Raw genomic sequence first — 14589 nt, 5'->3', positions numbered from 1 at the left:
TTATGGCGCGAATTCGCGGCCGAGGTTTTGCCGCGCGATGATCAGCTTCATGATCTGAGCGGTACCGTCGCCGATCTGCAGTCCGTAGACGTCGCGCATGCGCTGCTCAATTGGGTAATCGCGTAGGTAGCCGAACTGTCCGTGAGAGAGCAGGCATTGGTTGATCACGTCGTAGGCCACCTTTGGTGCCCACCACTTACACATGGCGGCTTCCTTGGTGTGGGGCTGGTCGTTGTCTTTGAGCCACAACGTTTTCTGGCAGAGCACGCGGGCCGCGGTGAGCATGGTGTCTGCTTCCGCGAGCGGGAAGGACACGCCCTGGAACTTGCTGATGGGTTGGTCGAAGGCGTTGCGTTGCTTGGTGTACTCCCACGTCTCATCCAGGGTGACCTGTGCCGATCCGATCACCTGCAGGCCGATGAGTGCGCGGGAAAAGTCGAATCCCTGCATGACCTGGGTGAAGGCCTGGCCTTCAGCGCCGAGGAGATTCTCCTCTGGAACCCAGACATCCTTGAAATCGATGAAGCCACGACCAACAGACACGGTGCCCATGTCGTCGGTGGCATTCTTGGTTAGGCCGTCGCGGTCGAGTTCGACGAGGAAGGCGCTGATTCCGCGGCCACGTCGGCCTTCTTCGGTGCGGGCAAAAACTACTGTGGCACCTGCGTGCAGGGCAAAGGACATCGACTTGGTGCCGTTGATGACCCAGCCATCATTTTCACGGCGGGCAGTCATCTGCGGGTTACCTGCATCTGATCCGCCGGCGGGCTCGGAAAGACCGATCGCGACAATGTCCTCGCCGCTGGTGATCTTTGGTACCCACTTCTCGGCCACCGACTGCGTCGCGTTGCGTGCCAGCACCTGGCCGACCAAGGAGCCGACCACTTGGACGTAGGAGACGTTGATGTCTGCGCGGGAAATCTGTTCGATTATCATGCCCGAGGTCAGGGCGCGCTCGCCGCGACCACCGAGTTCAACAGGTAGCTCCGGGGCGATCAGGCCACGGGCACCCATTTCCTTGCGCAGTTCCGGATCCACCATGCGTGCTGCTTCGCGCTTGCGCAGGTCAGGAGCGATCTGTTCGCTTAAGGTGGCGGCTTCGTCGATGAAGCTTTGCATTGCCGCGTCAATAGAGAAATCCATGTTCTTCGTCCTTCCTAGTGGTGGGATACTTTGGAGGCGAAGTCTGGCGCGCGCTTTTCAGCGAAAGCGTTGGCGCCTTCCATGCCCTCGTCGGATACTGCGTAGAGGTCAAGCGCCGACATCGCCATGTTCGACAGGCCCGCCTGGTGGTCGGTGTCCGCGTTGAAGGACTGCTTGAGGAAGCGAATTGCGGTGGGTGACTTCTCTGCGATCTCGTCGGCCCAGGCCATGGCCTCGTCGATAAGCTTGTCCGGCTCAACGATCTCGTTGACCAAACCCCAGCTCATGGCCTTCTCTGCGTCGTACTGGCGGCAGAGGTACCAGATTTCGCGGGCGCGCTTCTCGCCGACGATGCGCGCGAGGTACGCCGAACCGAAGCCGGCATCGAAGGATCCCACGCGTGGGCCGGACTGACCGAAGCGTGCGGTGGAGGAAGCAATGGTGAGGTCACACAGCACCTGGAGCACGTGGCCGCCGCCGATGGCGATGCCGTTAACAGCTGCGATGACAGGCTTGGGAATATCGCGGATGGTCTTGTGCAGCAGGCCAATTTCAAAAAGGCCGGACTCGCTCGGACCGTAGTCACCGGTCTCGGCGCGCTGCTTCACGTCGCCGCCGGAGCAGAATGCCTTTTCGCCCGCGCCGGTGAGAATAACGGCTTGCACACCGTGATCCGCCCAGGCCATTTTGAAGGCCTTGATGAGTTCCTCGACGGTCTGCGCGCGGAAGGCGTTGTAGCGTTGCGGGCGGTTGATGGTAATAATCGCGGCCGCGTTGCGACGCTCGTAGAGGATGTCTTCAAACTGCTGTGCATTCATGGTGACTGTTCCTTGGTGTGGGGAGGGGTTGTGGCTAGTTTTCGGTGGTGGTGTGTGGGCCTGCAGCTGGTTCGATCAGGTCGGCGTAGGTCTCGCGGTGTTCCGGTTTGATCGCGCCGGCGAGGGTGATGGAGAGTTGCGTTGCGACGAATTCCTCGAAGCTCATCCGCTCGGAGAAGTACCAGTACTTCAGAGCCCAAGCCTGGGCAATGATGAGCAGGTCGTAGGAGAACACTCGGGCGTTCATTTCACGGAATAGGCCGGCGTCAATGGCGGCCTGGGTGGCCTGCAGCATTGGCTGCCCGGTCTGCATCTCAAGAGACTTCACTTGCTCCTGGCCCTCGCGATCCAAGATGTAGGTCTCGCGGTAGGTCAACAGGGTGGCACGGCGGTTGTCGCGGATCAGTTCTGCGTAGGCAGTAAAGGCCGCGGCGACGCGTCGCACCGGATCTTGCACGGGTTCGATCGCTCGTGGGATCTCGTAGGCCATTTCGTCGAGCACTCCAACGATGACGGCTTTGACCAGTGCTTCCTTGTTTTCGTAGTAGCGGTAGATGAGTCCGACGGACATTCCCACCTCGTCGGCGATGGCCTTCATGGATACCTGGTGGGACCCGCTCTGCTGCATCAATTTGGCAGCAGCGTCGAGGATTTGCCGGGTGCGCACATCCTGTCTAGCGGTGCGCGCCTCTTTGTCGGCATCTAATTTCGATGCCAGCTGTGCGGGAGTGGAGGGTGCCATGAAGGGCCTTTCAGACTGTGATTCGGGAGGATTACTCCTGGAAAGTGAACTTTGGTTCAAATTGAATGAACATTCATTCACTGCGTTTGACACTAGCCTGCCCCTAATGTGTTTGCAATCACTTTTGGGAAGATACTTTGATCTACTTCACAATTGATTCCTGAAACATGCCCTGATTGGCGACAGCAAAAACCGCCCGGAAGAGCTGGAAACTGCTCGACCCGGGCGGTTTTTCGGAGTGTGATTTTTCCGATTACGCCGACAAAGTGAAGTTCTTCTTTTTACTAACAGGATCTGCCGCAGAAGTACGTGATGCGGCAGTAGTTGTTGCGGAGTAGGTGTAGGAAAAGATGAAAAAGAACGCCAAGAATACCCAATAATAGGCCGAAAGGTAGCCGCCTTTCGTTGCCGTAAAGAAGATGAAATACAGCCCCAACGCCAAGTTGCGGCGCAGCAAGATCACGGAGAGCAGCACCATAAGCAGGAGTGGGAAAATTCCAAGTTCAGTCAGCGCGTAAGCGTAGTTGTTGAAAATATCGGGCGTCGACCCGATACCGTTTCCGGTCAGAATATGGTCTGGGTTGAAATAGTCCCAGCTACCCGAAAGCCTCGACACCGCTGAGCCGTCGCGGCCGCTGACAATCGCGTCGAAGCGGTCGAAAATAGTGGTCCGGATCGCTTCGGCAAATGGCCCAGTGCCCGCAAGCAAAACTAACGCAACCGATCCCACGCCGAGAACGACCGCCCCGGCGACGTTGTGTCGTCGCAAAATATAGGCTGCGATCAACACCACCGTGATCGGCAGCGTGGAGAACGACAGTGTCGTGATGGCTGTGACGCTGATAATCACGAGAACCGGATTGGACACCCGAATCTTTGCACTATTGAACATGCAAAACAGGAGCACCGTGTTCAAGAAAAATCCAAAGTGTTGTGGCTCCGAGAAGATACTGCGATTTCGGATGATGCCGGAGGAATCACCGAAGTCGTAACTGGCCTGGTCTTTTCTTGTGAATTCCCAGAAGAACTCGTAGGGCAGCCCAATCCCGCTTTGCAGAACGAAAGTGATGTACAGGCCGATCCCGCAGGCAATTAACGTCCACGCAACCAGGATGCGTAGCGCCTCTGTAAGGAACCCTCGCTGCACCACATAGTTGTACAGCATCAGAATAAACAAGGCGTAGAGCACCACTTTGCCCAGGTAGAGGCTGCCGTTTGTCATGGAATAGGAACCGTCTATCACCGACGCGGCCACAATATTCGCACCGACGACTGCACCGACTAGGACGACAATCAGGTAGTGCGATACTGGCAGCTTCGGCCGCAGAAAGAGGAGGCTGACAATGCCTAGGATCACAAGTGGGTCCGAAAAGTTCAGCCCCAGGGCCGGGAAGTCCCAGTTATTCAACATCACGGCAAGCACTGCGAGCTGGATGGGCAGGTAGCGCAGGCTCAAGTGCGACGGGCGTCCTGCTTTCTCTTCCTCGCTTGCCCGAAGCCGAATTAAGGAGCCATTGCTCATCTCATCTCCCTACCAACTCGCCTCGTTGCATCCAACGATTTTCCCACAGTACTGCGCCACGGGTTGGCCTATCGCCCGAGCAATTACCCATTAATCGTGGGTTATTTTACCTAATTCTTCTTTTCATTCCATCATCTCTGCAAGAAAACTCTCACTGCGTTTTTGCGCGTCAAGATCTGTCATCGCCCCTGTCACAAGGAACTCGCTGGCACCTGTAAATGCTTCCAACTCTTTCAGCTGTACTCGCACCGAATCTGGTGTGCCATAGATGCTCATGGCGAGTCCTCCGTCGACACGCTGTTGCTGCCTCTCAGTGAGCCGCATGGAAGCGGCATCGGGGTCCATCGCCTCGAACGCACCCGTGCTTCGCGACAACACCTCCGCAACAATCTGCGGCATGAGCAAATCTCGCGCCTTGCCTTCCGACTCGGCAACAGCGATATTCGCCGAGACAATCACCTGCCCCGAGGGGTGCTGCGCGCGGTAGCGCTCAAGGTAGGGGTGTTTAGGCTCGGAACGATCGAAGAGGCTGGGACCACCCACGATCACGTTAATGCCTAGCTCCGCTGCCGTAAGAATGGATTTGAATCCCGCCAACAACCACACCGGCGTTGCCCCGGCGTTTCCGGGACGCGCCGTAATGTCGGCCTCCCCACGCAAATACGCGAGTAGTTCACGCAGCTCAGTGGGGAATTGCTGTTTCAGCTCGGCAGGATCACCTTGGCGTAACGCATCGCGTACTGGCTTGGTAAAGCCAACCGAATTGCCAATTCCGGCATCGATGCGCCCCGGAAAAAGAGCCTCCAGCACGCCGATCTGCTCAGCCGCTACCAACGGTTGGTGTGCGGGCAACATGATGCCACCAGTACCGACGCGTATCGACGAAGTGTTGGCCGCCACCGCAGCAGCTAGCACCGTGGGCGCGGATCCAGGGATGCCTGGTACCCCGTGATGTTCGGCGACGAGGATACGTTCAAAGCCCAGTTCTTCCACCTGTTGTGCGTGCGCGATGACTCGGCGCAGCGGATCGGCGTCGGATTCCCCGCGAATCGTCTGTGCACGGTCCAAGATGGAAAAACGCATTGACTTCACCTAATACGCAGACCCGGTTTCCGCGTTTCCTTCCTTCCACGTGTCCCAATCAATATTCCAGTAACCGAGACCGTCCCAGCCTGCCAACGTATCTGCCGTGGTGTTCTTCACGGTGATCGGATCGCCACGCTTGACGTTTTCCTGGAACCACTTCGCATCCGCGTCTGTCATGTTGATGCAGCCGTGGGATTGATTGTAGCTACCCAAGGCTCTTTCGGCCCAGGGTGCGCCGTGGACATATATACCCGAGTAGGACATTTGGGTCGCGTACTTCACAGGGGTGACATAGCCACCGTCCTCAGGTGCGTACCCGAAGGTGTTCGAGTCCATCACGAGCGACTCATGGGAGTCCCCGATCACGTAAGTCCCGTTGGGAGTAGACCAGCGGCCACCGTCGCGACCTAACGAAACCGGAATGGTGCGCAGGAGCTCACCATTGCGATACAGCTTCATGGTTTTTGTCTCGTTATCTACAACACCGCGGACGCGATTTCCGATAGTGAAATTCGTGGCATTGTCATCCGAGCCGTACAAGCCGTCACCCATATCAAGGCCATAGAGATCGGCTTTTACGCTGACCGTAGTTCCTGGCTCCCAGAACTCCGCCGGGCGCCAGCGCAGTTCATTTGGGTCGATCCAATAAAAGCCACCCTCGGTGTCGTTTGATGTCTCCACCGTGATGGACTCCTCAACGGCTTTTCTGTCCGTGGGAGCTGTAGTGAAACGGAAGGTGATGGCCTGGCCCACACCAACGGTCGATTCCGCCAACGGCCCGAGGGCGACTCCTGTGGTCGCACTTGGTGTGGGAGTGGCGAAAGACGTGGTGGTGACATTGCCGTGCACATCGGTCGCTTCAATTGTGTACTCGCGGTTGTAACCCAGCACCTCAGCCGTGGTCCACTCAGTCTTATCGTCATTAAATTCCGCTTCGACGACTTTTCCGTACTGGTTGGTCATCTCCACGGCTTTCAGCTCGGTTGCCGAGCTCACCGTGACCGGGTCAGAGGGATCGACGTCAACCGCCCCGTCATCCACGGATACTGACGGGGCTTGGCTTTCAGGGCTTTCAGGATTCTCTCCCGAAACTTCCTCGCCCTCAGCCACGGGAGACACGTCCGACGAACTTCCCGTGTCGATTGTGCATGCCGTGAGCCCACCAAAAAGCCCCACGGTTGTTACTACAGCAAGAAGAGTTCTCGCACCGACTTTAAATTTCACAAAATCCCTTGCCACTTCATACAACACATCGACCAGCGCTACTGGTACTCAACATGACAAGCCTAAGTGGGATCACTGCGAACGCATAGCGGAAACGCGCATCGTTATCACTTTGTATCATAGCCGTTATTACCCTTAAAAACATTGAATAACCAGGCGATTTTACCTAAGTAAACAAACGGTGTTATATTATTCCTCGTTGCAAAGACAGCAACAACGAAATCAAAATACGCGCCATTAGCTCAGTTGGTAGAGCAACTGACTCTTAATCAGTGGGTCTGGGGTTCGAGTCCCTGATGGCGCACCATAGCAAAGCAGAAGCCACTTTCCAAACAATTGGAAAGTGGCTTTTTCTTTTGGTTCCAACCTGCTTCGCTCTATGCTTATTTTCCATGGATCACGATTCCCGTTCCCAGCTGCGGTTGCTGCTCATTGACAACTATGACAGCTTCTCGGGAATCCTCGCCCACCTTATTGATGAGGCCACGGGCACCAGCCCCGTAATCCTCTCCCACGATGATCCCCGGCTCACGCCCGAACTGATCGCCGAGCAGGACGTGGTTGTCATTTCCCCCGGCCCGGGCAATCCACATAACTCCCGCGATCTTGCAGGCTCCGCCCTGGCCGTAGCCCAAACCGAGGTACCCGTGTTGGGCATTTGCCTCGGCATGCAGGCCATCGCGGTCGCCGCGGGAGCCACTGTTTCGCGCGCCGCGCACCCCATGCACGGTCGTACGAGTTTCATCACGGGGTTCGCCGGGCTCCCAGGCCCGATCGAGGTGACCAGGTATCACTCCCTCGCCGTCGAGCCCAACAGCGTGCCTAGCAACCTCGAGGTCACGTCGCTGGCAGAAGATGGCACGATTATGGCTTGTCGACGACGCGATGCGCCCCACTATGGCCTCCAATTCCACCCCGAGTCGGTGGGGACCCACCACGGCCGCGACATCATCCGAGCAGCCCTGGCCGAGATCGGTGTGGCCCTGCCACCCACACAGATCTGGCTGTCGCAGCGTCTCGATCCGGAGGTCACCTTGCCGGAAATGGCCGCGACATTGGATGCTCAGGCCAAGGCCATGGCCTGGCTTGATAGCTCAGACTCTGCCCACCCAACGGGGCAACGCAGCATCCTCGCAGCCGATCTGGGGACGGGCTTTTCTGCAAGAATTGATCTGCCCGCCCAGGAACATTTGCTGCACGCTAGTCCGCAGACAGTAGTTTCCGGTGGCGGTACTTTCCAGCCGGGGCGCTTTGTCGTCATTGACTACTCGGGTACCTCCGCTCTCCTGCTGACTCCCGACATCGTTTATGTCGAAGAAGCCGGCGAAACCTGGCGCTATCTGCGCCAGGGTGCAACACCACCCACGATCACTGCTGCACCCCCTATCGCCGCTGCTCCCCCAGCGCTTCGCCAACCACCGCAGGCCGACCTGGATCGCTCCGAGTACCTCACGGCCGTGCGGCAGTGTCAGGAGTTTATTGCCTCCGGCGACTCCTACGAACTCTGCATGACCACGAATGTGCGCGCGGAGCTCGTCGTAAAGCCAAATGCTCTGGGACTTTACCTGCGGTTGCGGCAACACTCGCCTGCGCCGATGGCGAGTTTTTGGCGTATCGACGACACCGTGGTTCTCTCGGCATCTCCCGAGCGATTTTTGTCGATCGATCACGACCGCACGGTGCGCGTCAGCCCGATCAAGGGAACCCGCGGGCGCGGAGCGACCCCGGCAGAGGACGAGCATCTGCGGGAGGAGCTGGTGTCGTCGGTTAAGGATCGTGCCGAGAATCAGATGATTGTGGATCTGATGCGCCATGATATTTCGAATTTCTGCGAACCCGGGACCGTGCACGTCCCGGAGCTATTTGGTGTGCATTCCTTTGCCACCGGGCATCAAATGATCAGCACGGTGACAGGTCACCTGCGCAGTCAGGCGAGATCTTCCGAGGTTGTGCGTGCGTGTTTGCCACCGGGATCGATGACGGGCGCGCCCAAGAAGCGAACTGTCGAGTTGCTTGCAGGCTTGGAGCCAGAATCGCGCGGGTGGTATTCGGGAGTGGCAGGTTTTCTCGCTGCAGACGGAACAGCGGATTTCGCCGTGCTGATCCGCAGCGCTGTGCTCGAGGGTTCGCATCTTAGTTATGGGGCAGGTGGGGCGGTGACGGCCCTGAGCACTCCCGCTGATGAGGCTGATGAAGTAATGGTCAAGCTCCTTCCCTTGCGCCATCTTCTTGGGCTCGCCTCGACACAGAATTGGCTGAAAGGATGGTCATGAACGAGCTGCTCGCCGCCGATTCTTTTACTGTCCGCGATGGCAAGGTGCGTGGGTTAAGCCTGCATCTGGCACGGTTCCAGAAGGCATGTTTAGCCCGTGGGTACTCGCTCAGCATGGACAAGCTTAATGCGCTGGTTTCCCAGGCCGAAGGCTCACCACGCCTGGAGCTGCACGCCAGCGGGGTCGGCCTGCGAAATCGACCCGCCCGCAAAGAAACTGACACAGTGACTTTGGCGGACACCGGTGCGAGAGATACCCGGAAACTGCCTCTTATTAAGGGCCCAGATCTGGATTGGCTGGGGAGCATTCTGGCTGACAGCCCGGCAGAAGAGGTTGTGTTGGTCGATTCCCACGATCGCGTCGTCGAGGCATGCTTTTCTACTCCCGTGCTATTTCACCAAGATCACACTGGGAGTTGGATAGCGGAGTTTCCCCAGCACCCGCGACAATTGGACAGCGTGACGGCACGTTTGGTCCGCGCGGCTCTCAATGCTCTGGATGTCGATGTCTTCGATGGTCCCCCGACTACTGTCCCGATCCTTTTGGAGCAGCCGGCATGGTTTCTGAATGCGACCCACGTGCGAAGGATTGAAAATCCGGATGGGCCAAAATGGCCTACCGAGTTACTCGCGCTGCAACGCGACGTTGTTGTGTGGTTAGACGATCACGCGGAAGTTCTACCCGAAAATTAGCGAGAGGCGCGACTCATCACTGTCGCGCCTCTCATACATTGTTCAACCTAATGCACATGAAGTTCTTTAGGCATCAGTGCCAGCGGGTTCATCACTTCCCGTGACACTTTTGGACTTTATCACCAGGCACCTTATCGTGCATAGCATATACATAAGACATTTGCTGATATGACCATCTTTTTTATTTGGAGAACCCAAATTTGAATCGCTTCTACAGCTAAGGTGGAGGTCTATGACCCCGGAACGGCCTGATCTGAGCCCGCAATCCACACCACCGGTCACAATTTACGATATTGCGGAAGTCGCGGGTGTGTCCCCTTCAACGGTTTCTCGCGCCTTTTCCCGACCGGACCGAGTCAGCTTCACCACCGCAGAGAAAATCCGCACCATTGCAGCGGAACTTGGCTACCGGTCGACCTTAGAAACTCGTAACACTGTGAGTCAGAATAAGGACGTCATCGGATTCATTGCAGCCGACCTACGGAACCAATTTTTCGTTGAGATTCTCCGCGGGGCCTCGCACGCAGGCTGGGTTGAAGATGTCTGGGTCCATGCCAGCGATGTACAAGAATCCGGAATAAAGGCACGTACCGCGATAGAGAAAGTATTGCCACACGTCGATGGCCTAATTCTTGCCTCGTCTCGGCTGACCAATGCGGACATCCAAAAAATAGCGCGGACCACACCCACGGTGGCAGTAAACCGCCCTGTTCCCGGCGTGCCCAGCGTGCTCGTTGACAACTACGACGGCGCCATCCGCCTAGCCAACCATCTCGCCGACCAAGGTGCCCGCTCTGTCACGTACCTGTCATGGCCGAGCGATTCTTGGGCAGACTCCATGCGGTGGCGCGCCCTACGCGATACTTTCGACGGAAATGGAAATGACGACACTCCTCTGATCACCCGGTATAAGCCTGGTCAATCTGGCCAGAGTGGCGCCACTGAGCGGAAAGCCTCCGTAAAACTAAACAAAATCCAGTTGTCCACACCCGACATTCGCGGTGGCCAAGAGGCTTTTCAGCAATGGAAGAAACACCCCACTGATGCCGTTGTCTGCTTCAACGATCTCAGCGCGGCCGGTTTTCATTATCAGGCCACGATGGAAAACATCGCGATTCCAGAAGACGTACTCATCGCTGGATTCGACAATATTGAGGTCGCCAGCCTTGCCTCTCCCCGCATCACCACGGTTGCAGGTCCACTGCGAGCCGTTGGCCGAGTATCGGCCGCCAACCTCATCGCGTTGATCCGCGGAGTCAAGAAACCACTGACAAAACCACGCGTGCTTCCCACCCGACTCATCGTCAGGGGATCCACCTTGCGCGCGGAAACGGCGCGCGCCGAAACTCGTTAGGATGGGCGCCACACTCACTTTCACCGATTTTACTCGCATAAATTCGGACACCTAAGGAGAACTGATCCCATGTCTATCAATCGCGAACTCGCCCACACACTATCTGCTGCCCACGCTTCCGGAGACACTCTCGTCCTGCCTACAGTCTGGGACGTTTGGAGTGCACAAATCGTCGAAAAGGCGGGCTTTAAGTTCCTCTCCATCGGCTCCCACCCCGTGGCCAATGCAATCGGCGGAGAGGACGGCGAGAAGATGGACTTTAGCCATTACATGGCTATCACCAGGAACATCGTCGAGTCCGTTTCCATCCCCGTCTCTGTCGACGTGGAATCCGGTTACGGCCTGTCCCCTTCTGACCTCTTGCACCGCGTCGCCGAAACCGGCGCAGTGGGTGCAAATATCGAGGACACGGTCCACGTTGACGGCGGACGAATTCGCAGCGCAGAGGAGCATGCGGAGTACATCGCAGGTGTTCGCGCAGCAGCCGATGAACTTGATCTCGAGTTCGTGATTAATGGTCGCACCGATGCAATGAAGCACGGTGAGTCGGTCTTCGATGATCCAGAGGCCGAGGCCATCAAGCGCATGAAGCTCATGGCTGATGCCGGTGCGCGCTCCTTGTACCCCGTCGCGGCCACCTCAGCGGAACAAATTAAGCGGCTCGTCGCGGCAACAAACCTTCCTCTTAACGTCACCACGGATCCGATCGCTCAGACTCCGGCTGATCTGCAAGGACTCAAAGATCTCGGTGTGCGTCGGCTGACGTGGGGCCCGAAGTGGCAAATGGGCCTGGGGCCAGTTTTGAGCGATACGCTCAAGGCGTGGCTGTAAAATTTCGGGGACATGGGAAAAGTCACACCAAGAAAGTGATGCAACAACTGGCAACTGCTTGAATGTGAGTTAAATCGTAGCTGACAATGGATCTATGAGTAGCTCACATGCATCCCACCCTGACCGCTTACTACCGGCAGACCCCGGGACCCGCGAGATTGCCCGCAGGCTCCTGGCCAATGTCGAAGATCTGCCTATCATCTCTCCCCACGGCCACCTCGAGGCCCAAATGTTCGTGGACGATGCCGCGTTCCCGGACCCAACCAAGCTGCTAATTTCCCCTGACCACTACCTCACACGCGTACTGCACTCCGCAGGCTACGAGCTCTCCGAGCTCGGCGTGGGAGGCCACGAAGCCGATCCGAAGGAAGCTTGGCGGATCTTCTGCTCCAACTGGGCGCTTTACACAGGAACCGCCACCGGTTACTGGGTAGAGCAGGAGTTCGAGCACGTCTTCGGCATCAACCCCGACCGGATCTCAGGCGAAAACGCCGATGATCTTTACGACGAACTCTCGGCAATCATCGCGCGACCTGATTTCCGCCCACGCGCACTGGCCGAATCCTTCAACCTAGAGGTGCTGGCCACCACCGACGATCCGCTCGACGATCTCAAGGCACACAAGACGCTTGCCGACGATCCAACGTTTACCCCTCGCGTCCTGCCAACCTTCCGCCCAGACGCTCACACCAAGTTCTATAACGCGAAGTTCGCGTCTAATGTCGAACAGCTCATCGATCTCTACGGTGGCGGCAAGACGGGCTACGAGGGCTACCTTGAGGGACTGCGCAATCGTCGTCAATTCTTTAAGGAGCACGGCGGCACCTCCTCTGACCACGGCACGCACAACGCGGAATCGACCCCGCTCGACGCCGCGGAAGCCTCTCGCCTCTTCGACAAGGGCCGTGACGGCTCCTGGACCTGGGACGAGGCTTATGCCTTCGAGGCCAACATGACCTACCGCATGGCCGAAATGGCCCAAGATGACGGCCTGGTCATGACCTTGCACCCAGGTGTGTACCGCAATCACTCCACCTCTGCGTTTGAGAAGTACGGCGCCGATGTCGGCCACGACATCCCATTCCAGATGGAATACACCAAGGCCCTGCAGCCACTGTTGTCTAGCTTCGGCGAGAACAAGGACTTCAACTTCGTCCTCTTCACCATCGATGAGACCACCTTCTCCCGCGAGATCGGTCCTCTGGCTGGCTACTACCCTGCGGTCTACGCAGGTGCACCATGGTGGTTTATCGACGAGATCGACGCGATGGCACGATTCCGCTCCGCCACCACTGGTACTACCGGTTTCTCCCGCTACTCCGGCTTCATCGATGACACTCGCGCGTACTGCTCCATCCCGGCGCGCCACAACACCTCTCGTCGCGTTGAGGCAGGCTACCTGGCCAAACTCGTCGCAGAGCACCGCATCACCGAAGACCGCGCAGCAGAAATCATCGTCGATCTCATCGACGCATCGCCAAGGAGGACGTTCAAGCTATGAGCCAGGCACTCAATCGCACAAACTATGACGCGCCGGCTCCCGCCGTTCGCCTCGTCCACGTCGGTCTTGGCGCGTTCCACCGCGCACACCAGGTGTGGTACACCGAAAAGTCCGATCCGAGCTGGGGATATGCTTCCTTCACCGGCCGCAGCGCCGGTGTCGCGGATGCCCTCAAGCCACAAGACGGCCTGTACACGCTGGTCACCCGTTCCGGCGACGGGGACTCTCCTGAGGTCATCACTTCGCTCGTCGAGGCACAGCCTGCCACGAACCTTGAGCGTTTCAAGGAACTCGTCGCCTCTGAAGAAGTCGCGGTCATCACCCTGACAGTCACCGAGGCTGGCTACCACTTGGCCGAGGACGGTTCTTTGAACACCTCGAGCCCCGACGTGATTTCAGATCTTGCGGCGCTCAAGGCCGGTGACCCGGAGTCCTTGGACACTGCGGCCGGTCGCATCATCGCAGGCCTGCAAGCCCGCCGGGCCGCAGGGTTGGGTGGCATCGCCGTGATGAGCTGTGACAACGTCGCAGAAAATGGTCCGCTAACCCAGGCTTCAGTCTGCGGCATGGCCCGCGAAGTCGATCCGGAGCTTGCGGAGTGGATCGAGGAGGAAGTCACCTTCCCATCCACGTCGATCGACCGCATTACCCCGGCCACCACGGACGAGCTGATCGCCGACGTCGAGCAGCAAACCGGTTTCGCGGATCAGGCACCTGTTGTCACCGAGCCTTTCGCCTCGTGGGTCATCGAGGGAGGCTTCCCTGCGGGTCGCCCTGAGTGGGAGCGCGCTGGTGCCATCTTCGTCGATGACATCGAGCAATTCGAGCGTCGCAAGTTGTGGCTGCTCAACGGTTCTCACTCGCTGATGGCCTATTACGGTCAGCTCAAGGGGTACGACACAGTCGCCGAAGCAATTAACGACGACGACGTGCGCGCACGAGTCAACCAGCTCTGGGACGAGGCTGCTCACCACCTCACCGCCGACGGCCTGGATGTTCCTGGCTACCGCGAGCAGCTGATCGAGCGCTTCGAGAATCCTCGGATCCGCCATAACCTTGCTCAGATTGCTATCGACGGTGGCACCAAGCAGCGCATGCGTGCCGTGCCCATCATGAAGGCGGAGCTTGCCGCCGGACGTGACGGTGCCGGTGCCGCGCTCTCGATCGCCTCGTGGGTCGAGTACATTCTGCGTGCCGACGAGATCCAAGATGCGCGTGCCGCAGAGCTTGACCAGGCGCGCAAGGATGCCGATCCGGTCAAGGCATTGGTCGCGGCGCTCGACGAAGACCTAGCGAACAATGAGCAAGCTTTGGCACTGATCCGTTCGATCAACGGGGATTTGAAGGAGTTGAGCTGATTGTAAGAAGTTCACGGAGGAACCCTTCACGGGTTTCTCCCCCAG

Annotated in this window: 12 protein-coding genes and 1 tRNA gene; 7 read left to right on the top strand and 6 right to left on the bottom strand. The window is 58.0% G+C overall.

Annotation, left to right across the window (positions count from 1 at the left end):
- The 6 genes from A37O_RS0104100 to A37O_RS0104075 form a co-directional block, all read right to left on the bottom strand.
- Complete coding sequence (locus A37O_RS0104100; RefSeq protein WP_018296228.1) at window positions 1-1143, bottom strand: acyl-CoA dehydrogenase family protein; 1143 nt, start codon at window positions 1141-1143, stop codon at window positions 1-3.
- A 14-nt stretch (window positions 1144-1157) separates the two neighbouring features.
- The gene (locus A37O_RS0104095) at window positions 1158-1961 is read right to left on the bottom strand and encodes an enoyl-CoA hydratase-related protein (RefSeq protein ID WP_018296227.1); all 804 of its coding nucleotides are present in this window, start codon (window positions 1959-1961) and stop codon (window positions 1158-1160) included.
- Between the two features lie 34 nt (window positions 1962-1995).
- A complete protein-coding gene (locus A37O_RS0104090) occupies window positions 1996-2703 on the bottom strand; it encodes a TetR/AcrR family transcriptional regulator (protein WP_018296226.1) in 708 nt (235 codons plus the stop codon).
- Window positions 2704-2956: 253 nt separating this feature from the next.
- Window positions 2957-4225, bottom strand: coding sequence for a hypothetical protein (locus A37O_RS0104085; RefSeq protein ID WP_018296225.1), 1269 nt, complete (start codon window positions 4223-4225; stop codon window positions 2957-2959).
- 123 nt (window positions 4226-4348) lie between these two features.
- The gene (locus A37O_RS0104080; RefSeq protein WP_026196133.1) at window positions 4349-5308 is read right to left on the bottom strand and encodes an MsnO8 family LLM class oxidoreductase; all 960 of its coding nucleotides are present in this window, start codon (window positions 5306-5308) and stop codon (window positions 4349-4351) included.
- A 9-nt stretch (window positions 5309-5317) separates the two neighbouring features.
- The gene (locus A37O_RS0104075) at window positions 5318-6535 is read right to left on the bottom strand and encodes a L,D-transpeptidase (RefSeq protein WP_425386894.1); all 1218 of its coding nucleotides are present in this window, start codon (window positions 6533-6535) and stop codon (window positions 5318-5320) included.
- Between the two features lie 231 nt (window positions 6536-6766).
- Here A37O_RS0104075 and A37O_RS0104070 point away from each other — a divergent pair.
- From A37O_RS0104070 to A37O_RS0104040, 7 genes are all read left to right on the top strand, one after another.
- Window positions 6767-6842 (top strand) — tRNA-Lys (locus A37O_RS0104070).
- Between the two features lie 85 nt (window positions 6843-6927).
- Entirely contained in the window at window positions 6928-8808 is a 1881-nt protein-coding gene (locus tag A37O_RS16055; RefSeq protein ID WP_018296222.1) for a chorismate-binding protein, read from the top strand.
- Complete coding sequence (locus tag A37O_RS0104060) at window positions 8805-9500, top strand: aminotransferase class IV (RefSeq protein WP_018296221.1); 696 nt, start codon at window positions 8805-8807, stop codon at window positions 9498-9500. The genes A37O_RS16055 and A37O_RS0104060 overlap by 4 nt, the downstream gene beginning before the upstream one ends.
- Before the next feature lie 232 nt (window positions 9501-9732).
- The gene (locus A37O_RS0104055; protein WP_018296220.1) at window positions 9733-10854 is read left to right on the top strand and encodes a LacI family DNA-binding transcriptional regulator; all 1122 of its coding nucleotides are present in this window, start codon (window positions 9733-9735) and stop codon (window positions 10852-10854) included.
- A gap of 69 nt (window positions 10855-10923) precedes the next feature.
- A complete protein-coding gene (locus A37O_RS0104050; protein WP_018296219.1) occupies window positions 10924-11685 on the top strand; it encodes an isocitrate lyase/PEP mutase family protein in 762 nt (253 codons plus the stop codon).
- A 94-nt stretch (window positions 11686-11779) separates the two neighbouring features.
- A complete protein-coding gene (gene uxaC / locus A37O_RS0104045) occupies window positions 11780-13186 on the top strand; it encodes a glucuronate isomerase (RefSeq protein WP_018296218.1) in 1407 nt (468 codons plus the stop codon).
- Window positions 13183-14544 (top strand): mannitol dehydrogenase family protein, encoded by a 1362-nt coding sequence (locus A37O_RS0104040; RefSeq protein WP_018296217.1) that lies wholly within the window; start codon window positions 13183-13185, stop codon window positions 14542-14544. The genes uxaC and A37O_RS0104040 overlap by 4 nt, the downstream gene beginning before the upstream one ends.
- Window positions 14545-14589: the final 45 nt, after the last annotated feature.

Source organism: Corynebacterium lubricantis DSM 45231 (assembly GCF_000379425.1).
Classification (GTDB): domain Bacteria; phylum Actinomycetota; class Actinomycetes; order Mycobacteriales; family Mycobacteriaceae; genus Corynebacterium; species Corynebacterium lubricantis.
Note: the sequence above shows the minus strand (reverse complement) of the source record. Positions and strands in the feature narration are given on the sequence as shown.

Coding starts and splice junctions, on each gene's coding strand:
- A37O_RS0104080 (WP_026196133.1), bottom strand. CDS start 5,308: ATGCGTTTTTCCATCTTGGACCGTGCACAGACGATTCGCGGGGAATCC.
- A37O_RS0104095 (WP_018296227.1), bottom strand. CDS start 1,961: ATGAATGCACAGCAGTTTGAAGACATCCTCTACGAGCGTCGCAACGCG.
- A37O_RS0104090 (WP_018296226.1), bottom strand. CDS start 2,703: ATGGCACCCTCCACTCCCGCACAGCTGGCATCGAAATTAGATGCCGAC.
- A37O_RS0104085 (WP_018296225.1), bottom strand. CDS start 4,225: ATGAGCAATGGCTCCTTAATTCGGCTTCGGGCAAGCGAGGAAGAGAAA.
- A37O_RS0104100 (WP_018296228.1), bottom strand. CDS start 1,143: ATGGATTTCTCTATTGACGCGGCAATGCAAAGCTTCATCGACGAAGCC.
- uxaC (WP_018296218.1), top strand. CDS start 11,780: ATGAGTAGCTCACATGCATCCCACCCTGACCGCTTACTACCGGCAGAC.
- A37O_RS16055 (WP_018296222.1), top strand. CDS start 6,928: ATGGATCACGATTCCCGTTCCCAGCTGCGGTTGCTGCTCATTGACAAC.
- A37O_RS0104050 (WP_018296219.1), top strand. CDS start 10,924: ATGTCTATCAATCGCGAACTCGCCCACACACTATCTGCTGCCCACGCT.
- A37O_RS0104055 (WP_018296220.1), top strand. CDS start 9,733: ATGACCCCGGAACGGCCTGATCTGAGCCCGCAATCCACACCACCGGTC.
- A37O_RS0104040 (WP_018296217.1), top strand. CDS start 13,183: ATGAGCCAGGCACTCAATCGCACAAACTATGACGCGCCGGCTCCCGCC.
- A37O_RS0104060 (WP_018296221.1), top strand. CDS start 8,805: ATGAACGAGCTGCTCGCCGCCGATTCTTTTACTGTCCGCGATGGCAAG.